General features: G+C 70.4%; 15 protein-coding genes and 3 pseudogenes. 10 read left to right on the top strand and 8 right to left on the bottom strand.

Features of this window, described 5'->3' with window-relative positions; genetic code table 11:
- Positions 1-225: 225 nt before the first annotated feature.
- The 3 genes and pseudogenes from FE633_RS04420 to FE633_RS04410 all read left to right on the top strand — a co-directional run.
- Positions 226-584, top strand: a pseudogene (locus FE633_RS04420) (DinB family protein); the annotation flags it as partial.
- Positions 585-1,027: 443 nt separating this feature from the next.
- A complete protein-coding gene (locus tag FE633_RS04415) occupies positions 1,028-2,815 on the top strand; it encodes an MFS transporter (RefSeq protein WP_138043738.1) in 1,788 nt (595 codons plus the stop codon).
- 104 nt (positions 2,816-2,919) lie between these two features.
- A complete protein-coding gene (locus FE633_RS04410; RefSeq protein WP_138043737.1) occupies positions 2,920-3,570 on the top strand; it encodes a class I SAM-dependent methyltransferase in 651 nt (216 codons plus the stop codon).
- Positions 3,571-3,585: 15 nt separating this feature from the next.
- Here FE633_RS04410 and FE633_RS49685 read toward each other — a convergent pair whose 3' ends face one another.
- Positions 3,586-4,311 carry a helix-turn-helix domain-containing protein gene (locus tag FE633_RS49685; protein ID WP_138043875.1) on the bottom strand — a complete coding sequence of 242 codons (726 nt, stop codon included), beginning with the start codon at positions 4,309-4,311 and terminating at the stop codon, positions 3,586-3,588.
- 221 nt (positions 4,312-4,532) lie between these two features.
- Here FE633_RS49685 and FE633_RS04400 point away from each other — a divergent pair, with 221 nt between their 5' ends.
- Positions 4,533-5,204, top strand: coding sequence for a DUF4097 family beta strand repeat-containing protein (locus tag FE633_RS04400; RefSeq protein WP_138043736.1), 672 nt, complete (start codon positions 4,533-4,535; stop codon positions 5,202-5,204).
- 12 nt (positions 5,205-5,216) lie between these two features.
- A pseudogene (locus FE633_RS04395) lies at positions 5,217-5,576 on the top strand (ATP-binding cassette domain-containing protein); the annotation flags it as partial.
- A gap of 29 nt (positions 5,577-5,605) precedes the next feature.
- Here FE633_RS04395 and FE633_RS04390 read toward each other — a convergent pair.
- Positions 5,606-5,833, bottom strand: a pseudogene (locus FE633_RS04390) (hypothetical protein); the annotation flags it as partial.
- Between the two features lie 10 nt (positions 5,834-5,843).
- Positions 5,844-6,362 (bottom strand): hypothetical protein, encoded by a 519-nt coding sequence (locus FE633_RS04385; RefSeq protein ID WP_246113402.1) that lies wholly within the window; start codon positions 6,360-6,362, stop codon positions 5,844-5,846.
- A gap of 103 nt (positions 6,363-6,465) precedes the next feature.
- Here FE633_RS04385 and FE633_RS04380 point away from each other — a divergent pair, with 103 nt between their 5' ends.
- From FE633_RS04380 to FE633_RS04365, 4 genes are all read left to right on the top strand, one after another.
- Positions 6,466-7,440 carry an N-acetylmuramoyl-L-alanine amidase gene (locus FE633_RS04380; protein WP_138043735.1) on the top strand — a complete coding sequence of 325 codons (975 nt, stop codon included), beginning with the start codon at positions 6,466-6,468 and terminating at the stop codon, positions 7,438-7,440.
- A gap of 162 nt (positions 7,441-7,602) precedes the next feature.
- Positions 7,603-8,454: a hypothetical protein gene (locus tag FE633_RS04375; RefSeq protein WP_138043734.1), complete on the top strand. Its 852-nt coding sequence runs from the start codon at positions 7,603-7,605 to the stop codon at positions 8,452-8,454.
- 94 nt (positions 8,455-8,548) lie between these two features.
- Positions 8,549-9,592 (top strand): LLM class F420-dependent oxidoreductase, encoded by a 1,044-nt coding sequence (locus FE633_RS04370; RefSeq protein WP_138043733.1) that lies wholly within the window; start codon positions 8,549-8,551, stop codon positions 9,590-9,592.
- 54 nt (positions 9,593-9,646) lie between these two features.
- On the top strand, positions 9,647-9,940 hold the full coding sequence (locus tag FE633_RS04365) for a hypothetical protein (RefSeq protein ID WP_138043732.1): 294 nt from the start codon (positions 9,647-9,649) through the stop codon (positions 9,938-9,940).
- Between the two features lie 35 nt (positions 9,941-9,975).
- On the opposite strand, the gene FE633_RS04360 is transcribed toward FE633_RS04365, so the two are convergent.
- Genes FE633_RS04360 through FE633_RS04350 form a run of 3 tightly spaced genes read right to left on the bottom strand, consistent with a single transcriptional unit; the run spans position 9,976 to position 13,213 of the window.
- Complete coding sequence (locus tag FE633_RS04360; RefSeq protein ID WP_138043731.1) at positions 9,976-11,046, bottom strand: prenyltransferase/squalene oxidase repeat-containing protein; 1,071 nt, start codon at positions 11,044-11,046, stop codon at positions 9,976-9,978.
- Complete coding sequence (locus FE633_RS04355) at positions 11,043-11,789, bottom strand: class I SAM-dependent methyltransferase (RefSeq protein ID WP_138043730.1); 747 nt, start codon at positions 11,787-11,789, stop codon at positions 11,043-11,045. Before FE633_RS04355 ends, FE633_RS04360 begins: the two co-directional genes overlap by 4 nt.
- Entirely contained in the window at positions 11,783-13,213 is a 1,431-nt protein-coding gene (locus FE633_RS04350; protein ID WP_138043729.1) for a glycosyltransferase family 4 protein, read from the bottom strand. Before FE633_RS04350 ends, FE633_RS04355 begins: the two co-directional genes overlap by 7 nt.
- Before the next feature lie 223 nt (positions 13,214-13,436).
- Here FE633_RS04350 and FE633_RS04345 point away from each other — a divergent pair, with 223 nt between their 5' ends.
- Positions 13,437-14,102 carry a TetR family transcriptional regulator gene (locus FE633_RS04345; RefSeq protein WP_171059794.1) on the top strand — a complete coding sequence of 222 codons (666 nt, stop codon included), beginning with the start codon at positions 13,437-13,439 and terminating at the stop codon, positions 14,100-14,102.
- On the opposite strand, the gene FE633_RS04340 is transcribed toward FE633_RS04345, so the two are convergent.
- Both FE633_RS04340 and FE633_RS04335 read right to left on the bottom strand, forming a co-directional pair.
- Complete coding sequence (locus FE633_RS04340; RefSeq protein ID WP_138043728.1) at positions 14,086-14,490, bottom strand: hypothetical protein; 405 nt, start codon at positions 14,488-14,490, stop codon at positions 14,086-14,088. The two genes, FE633_RS04345 and FE633_RS04340, sit on opposite strands and share 17 nt — an antisense overlap.
- Positions 14,491-14,677: 187 nt before the next feature.
- A complete protein-coding gene (locus tag FE633_RS04335; protein ID WP_138043727.1) occupies positions 14,678-14,911 on the bottom strand; it encodes a ferredoxin in 234 nt (77 codons plus the stop codon).
- Between the last annotated feature and the right edge of the window lies 1 nt (position 14,912).

The following is a 14,912-nucleotide window of genomic DNA, read 5'->3' as shown; positions in this document are numbered from 1 at the left end:
TGGCCGGGAGCCGGTGCTTTGGGAGGCTGTCTACTTGGGTCCGACTTTCGGGATCTCGGCTCACTTCGGCAGGACCACCCCTGGAGCCGCATGCCGGAAAATGGAATGGTATGCCAGAATGTGGCACAAGAATGGCGGTGGCGCGGAGGGGAGTCAAGAGGGTCTCGGGCGGAACTCACTCCACCGGAGCCCGATGCCAGCGGGCCGAGGCCGCGTCCTGGGCGAGGCATGGTGCGACATCTGGCCGGCGTCGAGCGCTGGTGGTTCCGCATGCAGTTCGCCGGCGAGAACGTCCCGATGCTCTACTACTCCGACGATGACCCCAACCAGGACTTCGACAGCCTGGAGGGTGACGTCGACGACGCGTTCGCCGTCTGGCGGGCGGCGGGCGGCGGGCGGAGTGTGAGCAGTCCAGACAGATCACCGCCACTGCCGCATCGCTGGATGAAGCAGGGATCCGCAAGAGGACCGGCGAGCCGATCTCACTGCGAAGGATCCTGGTGGACATGATCGCCGAGTACGCACGGCACAACGGCCATGCGGACCTACTCCGGGAACGCATCGACGGCTCCACCGGGATGTGACCCGGCAGGGGACAAGTCCTCTGCTTGCGCAGCTTGACGAGCACTGATTCCGCAAAATGATGCGGTTGACGTGTCTCTCAACGACCCCCGAATTCCAGGGCAGGGTCTGACCGGCGTTGACAGCATCGCGGTCGCGGTCGATACCCGCAGCGAGGGTCTGGGGACTGGGCAGGTCGTCCTGCCGGACTGCATCGACACTCGGAGCCAGGCCGCCGAAAATGCGGAGTTGACCTGCCCAACCGCGGCACCAAAGAGCGCAAAGAGACCCTGCACACACCAGGTCGCCGGGCGCCACCAACGCAGAGCTCAACCGCACCGGACAGGAGAGGTCAAGTAATGAAGAGGTCAAGATTTCGTTAGCGACCCGAAGTAACGGAATAGTTGCCTGGGCCCACGGAGTTCACCGTGCACATATTCCCCACCGACCCCGGAGGCCCCACGCGATGACCACGACGACGACGGACCACCACACGCGAAGGCGGAGCGGCAGCGGAATCGTCCCGGTACTCGCCTTCGCGGGCATTGTCGTCGCGGTGATGCAGACCCTGCTCGTACCCGTCATCAAGGACCTGCCCGAGCTGCTCGGCACCTCTCCCAGCAACGCCACCTGGGTGATGACCTCGACCCTGCTCGCGGGCGCCGTGGCCACGCCGATCATGGGTCGGCTGGGAGATCTCTACGGCAAGCGTCGCTTGCTGCTCACCAGCCTGGCCGTGATGGTCGTGGGCTCGCTGATCTGCGGTTTCACCAGCGAACTGCTCGTCATGATCGTGGGACGTGCCCTCCAGGGCTTCGCGATGGGCGCCATCCCCCTCGGCATCGGCCTGATGCGCGACGAGTTGCCGCGCGAGAGGCTCGGCTCCGCGATGGCCCTGATGAGCTCGTCGATCGGCGTCGGCGGCGGACTCGCGCTGCCGCTCGCGGCCCTGGTGGCGCAGAACGCCGACTGGCACGCGCTCTTCTTCGGCGCGGCGGCCATCGGCACCCTCTCGATCGTGCTCACCCTCGTCTTCGTACCGGAGTCCCCGCTGCGGGCCGAGGGCACCTTCGACGCACTGGGCGCGTTCGGCCTGTCCACAGGTCTCGTCCTCTTCCTCCTGCCGATCACCAAGGGCAGCGACTGGGGCTGGAGCTCGGGCACCACGCTCGGCCTGTTCGGAGCGGCGGCGGTCGTCCTCGTTCTGTGGGGCGTACTGGAGTTGCGCGTCAAGGCTCCGCTGGTGGACCTGCGCACCACGGCCCGCCGCGCGGTGCTGTTCACCAACCTCGCCTCGATCATGGTCGGCGTCGCCTTCTACGCCGTCTCCCTCGTCCTGCCGCAGCTGCTCCAGCTGCCGACGGCGACCGGCTACGGCCTCGGCCAGTCGATGGTCGTCGCGGGTCTGTGCGTGGCGCCGCTCGGCCTCACGATGATGTTCACGGCGCCCGTCTACGCCCGTCTGTCCGCCAAGTACGGCCCGAAGACGACCCTTGTGATCGGCATGCTGGTCATCGCCATCGGCTACGGCGCCGGCCTGGGCCTGATGAGCGCCGCCTGGCAGACCGTCGTCATCGCGGTGGTCCTGGGCGCCGGCATCGGCCTCGCGTACTCCTCGCTCCCCGCGCTGATCATCGGCGCGGTCCCCGCCTCGGAGACCGGCGCCGCCAACGGCCTCAACACCCTGATGCGCTCGATCGGTACGTCGGTGTCGAGCGCCGTCATCGGCATGGTGCTGGCGAACACGGCGAACCAGGTGAACGGCGTCGCGATCCCCACGATGCACGGCTTCCGCCTGTCCTTCCTGATCGCCACGGGCGCGGTCGCGGTCGGCCTGGTGTTCGCGTTGCTCCTGCCGCGCCGGAACAGGGTGGAGAAGCCGCAGCCGCTGGCTTCGAGCGAGGAGGCGGTGTCCGAGACGATGCCCGCGTCGATGCCTGCGGCGCCGATGCCCGTGCCGATGACCACGCCCGACCGGGGCGGCTTTCGCGGTCGTGTGCTCGGCGCCGACGGAGCGCCCGTCGCCCGCGCCAAGGTCACGCTCATCGACCGGCGGGGGCGCCAGGCGGGCGCGACGCTGTCCGCGCAGGACGGCCGCTACGACCTGGCCGTGCCCGCCGAGGGTGCGTACGTCCTGGCCGCGAGGGCCACGGGCCACGGACCGCTCGCCTCGTCGGCAACTCACGCGGGCGACGACCGTCCGGTCGAGTTGGACCTCGCGCTGCCCGACGAGAACGCGGGTGTTCCCGCCTGACACTCGGACTCTCTCCCCGTCAACCCGCACACCCCCGTCGCCCGCGCGACGGGGGTGTGCGGCAGCATGGGGCGCCCACTGCCCCGTACAAGCTGGAGGAGCCCATGCCCGCGGCACCCAAGCCGGAGACCCTCGCCGCTTTTGAGGCCGCCAAGGGGTTCATGCCCGTGGGCGAAGGGCTCGCGCTGTACGAGGCCGCGGTCGAGGCGGGCGCGCTCGGACTCCCGCTCCTGGAGGTCGGCACGTACTGCGGACGCTCCACGATCCTCCTCGCCGACGCGGCCCGAGAGTCGGGCGTCACAGCGATCACGGTCGACCACCACCGCGGCAGCGAGGAGCAGCAGCCCGGCTGGGAGTACCACGACCCGGCGACGGTCGACCCGGAACTCGGCCGGATGGACACGCTCCCCACGTTCCGCCGTACGCTCCACCAGGCGGGCCTGGAGGACCACGTGGTCGCGATGGTCGGCCGCTCACCGCAGATCGCGGCCTTCTGGCGGACCCCTCTCGGCCTCGTCTTCATCGACGGCGGCCACACCGACGAACACGCGTCCGCCGACTACGAGGGCTGGGCACCCCATGTCGCCGAGGGCGGCCTCCTGCTCATCCACGACGTTTTCCCCGACCCTGTGGACGAGTTCACCGGCCAGGCTCCGTACCGCGTCTACCTCCGCGCCCTGAAGTCCGGTGCCTTCACCGAGATTTCGGCCACCGACTCGCTGCGTGTGCTGCGGCGCACGGGAGCGGGGATCTGAGGTTCGGCGGTTCAGCTACTCAGAGGGCGTTCTGGCTTTCGTGTGGAGGACCTCGCGGGCCTGCTCCGCGGCGCGGGTCATGCTCTCGCCGACGAAGTCGACGAAGCGGGCGATGCCCTCGAGGCGGGCGGCGGCCGGGGTGTCGGGGCCGAGGATGCTGACGCCCTGCCGCGCGGTCTCGGCGAGCTGGGCGTGGGACAGGGCGCTGGCGATCATTCCCTGGTACCAGACGTCGTCGTCGACGACGTAGCGGTCGCGGCGGCGTTCGTCCCGTTCCCGGCGGACGAGGCCCTGGCTCTCGAGGAACGTGATCGCTTTGGAGATGGACGCCGGGCTGACCTGGAGGTGCTGGACGAGTTCGGACGCGGTGAGGCTGCCCGCGTCGGTGGTGTAGAGGCAGGTCAGCACCCGGGACATCATCTTGGGCAGGCCCTGTTGCATGAGGAGGGTGGTGAACATCTCCTCGTACTCGCGCACGGCCTCGGCGTCGCGTCCGCGGGCCTGCGGGGGCGCCTCCGCCCCGCGGGGCGCGGCCTGCCTGCGCCGGTGGGCGCGGCGTTCGGTGGCTCGGTGGGCCAGGTCGGCGCGGTAGGCGGTGGGGCCGCCGTTCCGCATCACCTCACGCGTGATCGTCGAGGTCGGGCGATCGAGACGTCTGGCGATCTCCGCGTAGGCGAGGCTGTCGGCCAGCCCCAGCGCGATCTGCTGGCGTTCCTGCTGGGTGAGCCTGCCTCCCGGCATCGTGATCTCCTTCGTGGTCCTTGGTGTCTCCAGCATAGCGTTCATTCCTAATCCATTGCAACGAACAGGTGGCTGTTGTTGCATTAGAACCAAAGCCATTGCAACGTTTTCCTGGCTCTTATCTGGGTCGATGGCGATTATGTGCAACATTGACGTTGCTAGATCCATGAATGCAACGTAGCTTTTCCATCGTTCGAAACAACAAGCCGAAGGAGAGCACGATGCAGAAGTTCGACACCCCCGCCCCGATCTCCGCCGTCCTCGACATCCCCGCGGGGAGCATCCGGTTCATCGCCGCCGACCGGCCCGACACCACGGTCGAGGTCCTGCCCGCGGACGCCTCAAAGGGCCGCGACGTGAAGGCGGCGGAGCAGACCACGGTCGAATACGTCGACGGCGTCCTGCGGATCGAGGCCTCACCGGCGAAGAACCAGATCCTCGGCCCCTCCGGATCCGTCGAGGTGACCATCCAGCTGCCCGCCGACTCCCGCATAGAGGCGAAGGCGGCCAGCGCCGAATTCCGGGGCGTCGGACGGCTCGGCGACGTCGCCTTCGAGGGCTCGCACGGCTCGATCAAGCTCGACGAGGCCGCGAGCGCCCGCCTCACCACCGCCGCCGGTGACGTCTCGGTCGGCCGCCTGGGCGGCCCCGCGGAGATCAGCACCCAAAAGGGCGACATCCGGATCGCCGAGGCCGTGCACGGCACGGTCGTGCTGTGCACCGAGTCCGGCGAGATCTCGGTCGGCGCCGCCGCCGGAGTCTCCGCCTCCCTGGACGCCGGCACCTCCTACGGCCGGATTCGCAACGCGCTCAAGAACACCGAAGGCGCCGCCGCCCAACTCGACATCCACGCGACCACCGCCAGCGGCGACATCGTCGCCCGCAGCCTCTGAGGAGCACCCATCGTGACCAACCCGGCCATCGCGGCGAACGGGCTGCGCAAGTGCTACGGCGACAAGGTCGTGCTCGACGGCGTCGACCTGGCCGTCCCCGAAGGAACGATCTTCTCCCTGCTCGGCCCGAACGGCGCCGGCAAGACCACCGCCGTCAAGATCCTCTCCACCCTCATCTCCCCCGACCCCGCCTCCGGTGAGATCCGCGTCGGCGGCCACGACCTGGCCACAGACCCGCAGGCGGTGCGCGCCGCGATCGGCGTCACCGGGCAGTTCTCCGCCGTCGACGGCCTGATCACCGGCGAGGAGAACATGCTCCTCATGGCGGACCTGCACCACCTGCCCAAGCGCGAGGGGCGGCGGGTCGCCGCCGGACGGTGACCGCTGGTCGTCGGCGTCGTTCAACCGCGACCCGAGGTGAGCGCGCGGGCCGCCTCCCGCAACTCGTCTCGCCCGAGGGCGGCGTACTCCGACACAGCGTCGGCGTACGCCGCCCCGTCCGCGTCATCGGCCGCCCGCCGGGTCCGGGCCGCCGACATCGTCGGCTGGAACTCCCGTAGCGCGCCGAGCCGTTCGGCCGGCGCGAGCGACCGCACTGCGCGATGGTCGCCGCCGGCAAAGATCGCAAGCAGGCACTCATCAGTGGCTCAGTGCGGCTTTGGCGGCCACGATGATCAGGCCCAGGAGCAGGTTGACGGCGCCCTCGGCGATCATCTGGCCGCGGCGAGCACCGGAGTGGACGGCGCCCAGGGACGCCCAGAAGACCTGTTGCGCCACGGCGACCCCCAGCGCCAGCCATTCGGTCGCGTTCAGATCGAGTCCCAGGAGGGGACTGACGGCGACCACCGCGGCGGGCAGGGCCGCGGCCTGGACGATCGGCCACTCGTGCAGGGCGACCCGGCGGATCTCGCCCCGCCGCCAGGGCCGGCCCACCGGACGTTCGCCCGCGAGGCGCGCGTAGACGTGCGTAGCCCAGAACACCAGGCCCGTGACGAGCAGGACCAGCACGAGTTCGAGGCGCGGATAGTCACCCAACGTGGTGGCGGTGGCCAGGACGGAGGCGGCCAGAAGCGAGCCGTACACGGCACCGGCGTAGTCGGTCCGGGCCTCATCCGGTGAGCTGATACGGCCCACGGGCGGGGTGGTGGAGCGGCTCACCGTCCCACGGTACGGCGCGGCGAGTCGGCCCGCGCGCGGAGCGCGTCCCGCGGTGTCGAGCGGCGCAAAGCGGGAGAAGGACGCGATCGATAGGGTGGCGCACGTGTCGTACGTAGGTCCGGACTTCGACCCGCCCCGCCCGCCGCGCCGCTCCCGGCGCGGGCTGCTGACCGTGGCTGTCGCCGCGCTGGTGCCAGGTGCGTTGGCGGGGTGGCTCGTGTGGCAGTCGGTGGGAGACTCCGGCGGGGGTGGGACGGACGGGTCGGTGGCGCCGTCCCCGCGCGCGTCGTCGCCCTCGGCGAGCGAGCCCGCCTCGTCCAGCACCTCGCAGTCGAACGACGACAAAGGGCCCGGCAAACCGGACGCGTCGCCCTCCCCCTCGGGCTCGCGTCCCGCCGCCTCCGGACCCCTCAAGGGCAAAGTCGTCGTCATCGACCCGGGGCACAACCCCGGCAACTTCCAGCACACGGCCGAAATCAACCGCAAGGTCGATATCGGCACGAACGCGAAGGAGTGCGACACGACGGGCGCGTCCACCAATTCCGGCTATACGGAAGCCCGGTTCACTCTCGACGTCTCGCGCCGTCTGCGTACGCTGCTCGAAAAGCAGGGCGCCACGGTGAAGTTCACCCAGGACGGCGACCGGGCCTGGGGGCCGTGTGTCGACGAGCGGGCCCGGATCGGCAACAAGGCGGACGCGGACGCCGTGGTCTCGATCCACGCGGACGGCTCGGCGGCCGGCAACCGCGGCTTCCATGTGATCCTGCCTGGCTCGGTACACGCCGGTGACGCGGACACCCGCCCGATCGTCGCCCCGTCCCGCGAACTCGGTGAGCGCATCGCGGGCAACTTCGTCCGCGCCACCGGCAGCGCGCCCTCCAACTACATCGGCGACGGCACCGGCCTCGACGTACGCGCGGACCTCGGCGGTCTCAATCTGTCAACGGTTCCCAAGGTGTTCATCGAGTGCGGCAACATGCGCGACAGCAAGGACGCCGCGCTGCTGACCAGCGGCGCATGGAGGCAGAAGGCGGCGCAAGGAATCTCTGAGGGAATCGTGAGTTTCCTGCACGGGTAGTGATCGGCGCACGGATCCGGCCACACACCCGTGTCTGGCGGACGATAGTGTCATCCCTACGATGAGGGGGCCACCCCCGCGCTTCACACCGCGGCCAGACGGCGACATGGTGACAGCGACGCCTCCACCCAAGACGAGACGACGACTGATGAAGGACCTGAAGTGAATATCCGCTCTCTCACTCGAGGCGACGGCGTGGTGATCGGAGCAGCGGTGTTGCTGTTCATCGCCTCGTTCCTCGAGATCTACTCCGTCGAAGGGGCCGGCGACAGCGCCGACATCCCGAACGCCTGGGGCAGTGGCCCGCTCCTCCTGAGCGTCACCCTGGCCGGCATCATCGGCGCCGCGCTGATCGTCGTCGCCCGCGGCCTGCCGCAGGTGCCGAAGGTCGCCGGTCTCGACCTCGGCCAGTTCGGCATCGCCTTCACGGTGTTCGCCGCGTGGAGCGCACTCGGGAACATCTTCGACCCGATCGGCGGCCTGGACAACGTCGGCGGGAGCTCGGACGGCGGAATCGACGCCGGCACCGGCCTCATCCTCAGCCTGGTCGCCGCCCTCGTCCTCGCCGGCGCCGCCGTCGCCACCCCCCTCGTGCCGGCCCTCCAGGCCGCCCTCATCGGCGCCCCCAAGCCCGTCGCCCCCCAGCCGTACGGCGGTCAGCCGCAGGGTGGTTACGGCTACCCGGGCGCCCAGCAGCAGCCGGGGCAGCCCGCCTACGGCGGTCAGCCGCAGCCGGGTCAGCCGGGTCAGCCGTTCGGCGCTCAGCCGGGACAGCCGCAGCAGGCGCAGGCCCCGCAGGCGCAGCAGCCCGCCGGGGACTTCTCGCCGTTCTGGTTCGCCGTGCCGGTGCCGCGTCCGCTGTACGCGGAGGACGGCTCGCCGACGCCGATCGCCGAACTGGCTCCGGGCACCTGGTACTTGGCCGTCGAGCAGCGCGGCCCCGGCCTGGTGGCCCAGACGCAGGACGGCCGTCGCGGCGTACTGCAGGACACGAGCGGCATCCAGCGCGGCTGACGCGCCACGCGCCCGCACGGCCCCTCGCCCTTCCGGGCGAGGGGCCGTTGTCGTACAGTCACCCTCCCGGCTGACAGTCCGTCAGGAGGCACGCATGCGGCTCGGACTCGCCCTCGGCTACTGGGGACGCGGCCCCTCGGCGGACCACGTCTCCCTGGCACAGGAGGCGGAGCGGCTCGGCTACGACTCGGTGTGGACCGCCGAGTCCTGGGGCTCCGACGTCTTCACCCCGCTGACCTGGATCGCGGCCCGGACGTCCCGGATCAGGCTCGGCACGGCCGTCGCGCAGATGGCCGCACGCTCCCCCACCACGACCGCCATGCACGCGCTCACCCTCGACCATCTCTCCGGCGGGCGCATGATGCTCGGCCTCGGGTTGTCCGGCCCGCAGGTCGTCGAGGGCTGGTACGGGCGCCCGTTCCCGAAGTCGCCGCTCACCGCGACCCGGGAGTACGTCGATGTCGTGCGCCAAGTCCTCAGGCGCGAGGCGCCTGTCGAACTCGACGGGCGCTTCCACTCACTCCCGTACCGGGGCGCGGACGGTACGGGGCTGGGCAAGGCCCTCAAGTCCATCACGCATCCCCTGCGTTCCGATCTGCCGATCCTCCTCGGCGCCGAGGGCCCGAAGAACATCGCGCAGACGACCCGGATCGCGGACGGCTGGCTGCCGCTGTACTGGTCACCGCTGCGCCCCGATGTGTACGAGGCGTCACTGACCGACGTGCGCGAGGCCCGCGAGGGATCGAGCAAATGTCGCTTCCTCATCGCCCCCCTGGCCCAGGCCCGGGTCTGCGACGACGTCGCGGAAGGTCTGCTCCCGGTGAAGGCGATGCTCGGCTTCTACATCGGCGGCATGGGCCACGCCGCCCGCAACTTCCACGCCGACCTGATGGCCCGTATGGGCTTCGAGGAGGAGGCGCGCCGCATTCAACGCCTCTTCATGGACGGCCACCGCGAGGAGGCGGTCCTCGCCGTCCCCGACGCCTTCGCGGACGAGATCTCTCTCGTCGGACCGCGAGAACGGATCGCGGAGCGGCTGGAGTTGTGGCGGAAGGGGCCGGTGACCGACCTGCTGGTCCTGTCCTCCGACCCGCACACCCTCCGCGTCCTGGCCGAGCTCAACCAGGCCCCGGCCTGACGCCGCCCGTATCCGGGGCGGTTTCATCCCGGATTCAAGGGCTACTCGGCGGACATGAGCCCTCTTTATCGCAACAGCACCAACCAAGCGGGCAGGGTCATCGCGATCGTCGCCGACATCATGGCCGTCATCCTCGGGCTGTGGATCCTGATGTACCTGCTGGACGCGAACCGGGCGAACGACTTCGTGCAGTTCGTCCATGACGCGGCCCAATGGCTCGCCGGCTGGTCACACGACCTGTTCACCTTCGACGAGAGCTGGGCCCGCGTGGTCGCCGGGTACGGTCTGGCCGCCGTCGTGTACCTCTTCGTGGGGCACGCGGTCGCCAACCGTATGCACCGTCACTGAGCCGGGCACGAGGACAGCACCACGCGGGGACAGCGCTAACAGCACTCCGCGTCGAGCCCTCTCGGCAGCCGCTCCCCGCTGAACACCGCACAGGTGGCCTCGTCGCCGCCCAGTGCGGCGACGGCGAGGAGCAGCGAACCGGCGGTCCAGGTGGTCAGTTCCTCGGGCCAGACGGCCGGTTCGCCCTCGAAGACGTAGCCCGTCCAGTAGAGGCCGGTCCGCGGATCCCGCAGATGCTGGATCGACTGGAGGATGTCCAGGGCCCGGTCGGACTCGCCCACGGCCCAGAGGGCCAGGGCGAGTTCGGCGGACTCGCCCCCCGTGACCCACGGGTTGGGCACGACGCACCGTACGCCGAGTCCCGGGACCACGAAGCGGTCCCAGTCCCTCTCGATCCGTTCCTTCGCCTCGGCGTCCGTCAACGCCCCGCCCAGCACGGGGTAGTACCAGTCCATCGAGTAGCGGCGCTTGTCGAGGAACCGTTCGGGGTGGCGTCGTATCGCGTGCCGCAGCGCGCCCACCGCCAGCTCCCAGTCGGGTTGCGGCTCTTCGCGCTGCTCGGCGATGGCGAGCGCGCAGCGCAGGGCGTGGTGGACGGACGAACTCCCCGTCAGCAGCGCGTCCTTGACGTCGCTCCCGTCGTCCTCGCGCTTCCAGCCGATTTGTCCGCCGGGCTGCTGGAGCCGGAGCACGAACTCGATCGCCGCGTAGACGGTCGGCCACATGGCGTCGAGGAAGGTGTCGTCGCCGGTCGCCAGATAGTGGTGCCAGACCCCGACGGCGACGTACGCGCAGAAGTTGGTCTCCCGGCCGCGGTCGGTGACGTCGGCGGCGTCGCCGTCGGCGTACGCGGCGTACCAGGAGCCGTCCTCGTTCTGGTGCCGGGCCAGCCACACGTACGCGCGCTCGGCGGCCTCGTGTTCGCCGGCGGCGTCGAGCGCCATGGCGGCCTCGGTGTGGTCCCACGGGTCGAGATGGTGGCCGCGGAACCACGGTATGGCGCCGTCCGGGCGCTGGACGGCGAGGATGCCCCGGATGGTCTCGGCGGCCTGGTCCGCCGTGAGCACCCCGGCCAGGACGAGGTGTTCGGTCCGGGGCGTCGTCACAGGGCGTCCACCGAGGCGGTCTCGACGGGCAGGTGCGGCTTCGTCGCGTACGCCACGAAGCTCTTGCCGATCAGCGGGTTCAGCGCCTGCTCGGCGACCCGGGTGGCGAGCGGCTTCTTCATGATGTCCCAGACCAGCAGCTTGTGGTACGCCCGCACCGGCAGCGCCTTGTCGTTGTCGACGCCGAACGCGCACTTCAGCCACCAGTAGGGGCTGTGCAGGGCGTGGGCGTGATGCGTGCCGTACGGCTTCAGCCCCGCCTCGCGCATCCTGCCGAGCAGTTCCTCGCCCTTGTAGATGCGGATGTGGCCGCCCTCGACCTCGTGGTACGCGTCGGACAGCGCCCAGCAGACCTTCTCGGGGCCGTAGCGCGGGACCGTGACCGCGATGCGTCCGCCTGGCTTGAGCACCCGCACCATCTCGGCGAGTACGCCCTTGTCGTCGGGGATGTGCTCCATGACCTCGGAGATGATCACGACGTCGAAGGACTCGTCGGGGAAAGGGAGTTGGAGCGCGTCGCCCTCCATGGCGGTGGCGGTGGCGCCCTCGGGGGCCTCACCCGCCTCCTTCATCGCGGCGAACCACTTGGCGACCTCGCGGATCTCCTCGCCGTTCTGGTCCAGCGCCACGACGTGCGCCCCGCGCCGGTAGCACTCGAACGCGTGCCGGCCGGCCCCGCATCCGAGGTCCAGCACGCGGTCGCCCGGGGCGAGCGGGAACCGGGAGAAGTCGACGGTCAGCACGTGGCCCTGCTTTCGCGATAGGTGTCTGCCGGGACCGCGGAGCGGCCGGGATCCTGGTCCGTGACGGGGGTCTCATCGCTCGGGCCGAGCCGAGGGCGGGGGAGGCCGGTGCGCGCCGCGGAGCGGCCGATCGCCTCACGGTATCTGGCGACGGTGCCTTCGGCGGCCCGGGCCCAGGTGAACCGCGCCAGCACCCGCGCGCGCCCGGCGGCGCCGAGCCGCACCCGCAGCTCGCGGTCACCGAGCACTCTGCTCAGCGCTGCGGCCAACGCCCCGGCATCGCCGGGCGGGACCGCCAGACACGTCTCGCCGTCCGTCCCCGCGACCTCAGGGATCGCCCCACCGGTCGTGGCCACGAGCGGTGTCCCGGTCGCCATCGCCTCGGCGGCGGGCAGCGAGAACCCTTCGTACAGGGACGGCACGCAGGCGACTTCGGCGGACCGTACGAGGTCCACCAGCTCCGCGTCGGTGATGCCTTTGACGAACTCGACGGCGCCTTCGAGCCCGTACCGCTCGATCGCCTGGGCGACCGGTCCGTCCTTCGCGCGTTTGCCGACGACGACGAGGTGGGCGGCCGGGTGCTCGGTGCGCACCTTGGCGAGTGCCTCGACGAGGAAGACGAGTCCCTTCAGGGGCACGTCCGCGCTGGAGGTCGTGACGATCCGCCCCGGAACCTGCGGCACGGACGGATCCGGCGAGAAGAGGTCGGTGTCGGCGCCGATGTGCACGACGTGCACGCGGTCGTCGCGTACGCCGAGGTGGTCGACGATCTCCTGGCGGGAGGTGCCGGAGACGGTGAGTATGGAGGGGAGGCGGCGCGCGACCCGCTTCTGCATGCGCGTGAACGCGTACCAGCGGCGTACGGAGGCCCGGCGGCGCCTGCCCTTCGCCGCGTCGAGCTCCAACTGCCGGTCCACGGTGATGGGGTGGTGGACCGTCGTGACGAGCGGCGCGCCCACGTCGCCCAGCAGGCCGTAGCCGAGTGTCTGGTTGTCGTGCACGACGTCGAACTCACCGCGGCGGGCGCGGAGATGGCGCCGGGCGCGCAGTGAGAAGGTCAGTGGCTCGGGGAAGCCGCCGGTCCACATCGTGCCGACCTCGAGGGCGTCGATCCAGTCGCGGAACTCGCCGGGCCTCGGGGTGCGAAAGGGGTCCGGGTGGCGGTACAGGTCGAGGCTGGGCAGCTCGGTGAGGCTCAGCCCGTCGAGTCCGTCGCCCTCGTCGAGCACGGGGTAGGGCTGGGATCCGATGACCTCGACCTGGTGGCCGAGGCGGGCGAGCTCGCGCGAGAGGTGCCGTACGTAGACGCCCTGGCCGCCGCAGAAAGGGTTCCCTTTGTAGGTGAGGAGCGCGATGCGCAGTGGTCGGTCGCCGTCTTCGACCGAGCCCTCCTCGGGGCCCGCCTCCATGGCCTCAGCGGTCACTCCAGGCACCCCTTCTTCCAGCACTTTCCCGGGAGATTACTTCGGGACGCTAACCTAGAACAAGTTTCAGACTTGATCGTTCAGAGGGTCTGAATCTACCGGCAGGTAGCCCTCCTGTGAGCGGTGGATCAGGTGATTCACGCCACGGCAAGGCCCTACTCTGCTGTCGCTCGCCCACCCCTCCCCATCGACCCGCCCTCACGAACGTCACGGAACGGGACACATGCCTGCGGAAGCCAAGACTGCGGCCGAAACTGCGGCGAAGGACGCGCCCCCTGCGGCACGAGCCGTGCAGCCGGCCTCCCCGCCGCTGACCGAGCGTCAGGAGGCCCGGCGGCGGCGCATCCTGCACGCGAGCGCGCAACTGGCCAGCCGGGGCGGGTTCGACGCGGTGCAGATGCGTGAGGTCGCGGAGTCCTCGCAGGTGGCGCTCGGCACGCTGTACCGGTACTTCCCGTCGAAGGTGCATCTGCTGGTCGCCACGATGCAGGACCAGCTCGCGCACATGCACGGCACCCTGCGCAAGAAGCCGCCGGCCGGTGACACGGCGGCGGAGCGCGTCGCCGAGACCCTGATGCGGGCCTTCCGCGCCCTCCAGCGGGAGCCGCACCTCGCCGACGCCATGGTCCGCGCCCTGACGTTCGCGGACCGCAGCGTCAGCCCGGAGGTGGACCAGGTCTCCCGTCAGACCACGGCGATCATCCTGGACGCGATGGGCCTGGACGACCCCACCCCGGCCCAGCTCTCCGCGGTCCGCGTCATCGAACACACCTGGCACTCGGCCCTCATCACCTGGCTCTCCGGCCGCGCCTCCATCGCCCAGGTCAAGATCGACATCGAGACGGTGTGCCGCTTGATCGATCCGACGGAGGTCAGGGGGCCGGAGTAGCGCTGCCGGACGCCCCGCAGTTGCGTCTCACCCCGTAGAACCCCAAAAGGTTGGCCCCACCCTGACCCGCGGCGAGTTCAGGTGCCTCCTCCTCGGTCACCGTCCCCGCGAGTACGGTCAGCTCCCAGTCCCCCTTCTCCAGAAACCAGCCGTCACCTGTCTTCTCCGCTTGGTGCCACTGCTCTTTCCACTGCCGGTCCTTCAGTTCGGCGACAACCTCGGCGGCGGCCTCGCGGTCCGGCGCGGTGTCGAGCCGGACAGCGCCGACCACCGCGCATGCGGCCGGGCGAATACCACCGAAGGTGCTGTCGCCGAACTTCACCCGGCCGAAGTTCCCCGCGGCGGCCCCGGCACGGACGTCGCCCCGCACCGCCTTCCGGCTCGCCACGGCCTTGCGCGCCTTGCGGGCTTCGCCCGCCGAGCTCTCCGCCGACCGCGACGGCTCGGCCGTATCACCGCCACCGCACCCCCCAAGCACCATGACCGCCGTGACGGCAACCGCCGCCCTCCCCACCCCGCGCATAGCTCTGCCCCTCGCGCTTTCGTTGTGAGGTAGGAGTGTCGCATGGGGCCTGTCACTCCTCGGGCGGGAACACCACCTCTCCCGACCCCAGCAAGGTGATCACGATGGCCTCCACCGGGCAGCCCTCCGCCGCCTCCAGGGTCTTCTCGTTGGCGTCGGTCTCCGGGTCGACGGGGTGGGCCTGCCTGGAGGAGTCGAGGCGGAAGGCGTTCGGGGCCTGGTTGACGCACTGGGACGAACCGATGCAGACAGAGCGGTCGACCTCGATGTGCCAGCGGTCACCCATG

The sequence above is a fragment of the Streptomyces montanus genome, assembly GCF_005786655.1.
Lineage (GTDB): Bacteria > Actinomycetota > Actinomycetes > Streptomycetales > Streptomycetaceae > Streptomyces > Streptomyces sporangiiformans.
The sequence above is the reverse complement of the archived record's forward strand: the minus strand, read 5'-3'. Positions and strand labels throughout refer to the sequence as shown.

What these genes read in the sequence shown, in the direction of transcription:
- FE633_RS04415 (WP_138043738.1), top strand. Translation starts at nt 1,028, where the DNA reads ATGACCACGACGACGACGGACCACCACACGCGAAGGCGGAGCGGCAGC.
- FE633_RS04410 (WP_138043737.1), top strand. Translation starts at nt 2,920, where the DNA reads ATGCCCGCGGCACCCAAGCCGGAGACCCTCGCCGCTTTTGAGGCCGCC.
- FE633_RS49685 (WP_138043875.1), bottom strand. Translation starts at nt 4,311, where the DNA reads ATGCCGGGAGGCAGGCTCACCCAGCAGGAACGCCAGCAGATCGCGCTG.
- FE633_RS04400 (WP_138043736.1), top strand. Translation starts at nt 4,533, where the DNA reads ATGCAGAAGTTCGACACCCCCGCCCCGATCTCCGCCGTCCTCGACATC.
- FE633_RS04370 (WP_138043733.1), top strand. Translation starts at nt 8,549, where the DNA reads ATGCGGCTCGGACTCGCCCTCGGCTACTGGGGACGCGGCCCCTCGGCG.
- FE633_RS04365 (WP_138043732.1), top strand. Translation starts at nt 9,647, where the DNA reads ATGAGCCCTCTTTATCGCAACAGCACCAACCAAGCGGGCAGGGTCATC.
- FE633_RS04345 (WP_171059794.1), top strand. Translation starts at nt 13,437, where the DNA reads ATGCCTGCGGAAGCCAAGACTGCGGCCGAAACTGCGGCGAAGGACGCG.
- FE633_RS04335 (WP_138043727.1), bottom strand. Translation starts at nt 14,911, where the DNA reads ATGGGTGACCGCTGGCACATCGAGGTCGACCGCTCTGTCTGCATCGGT.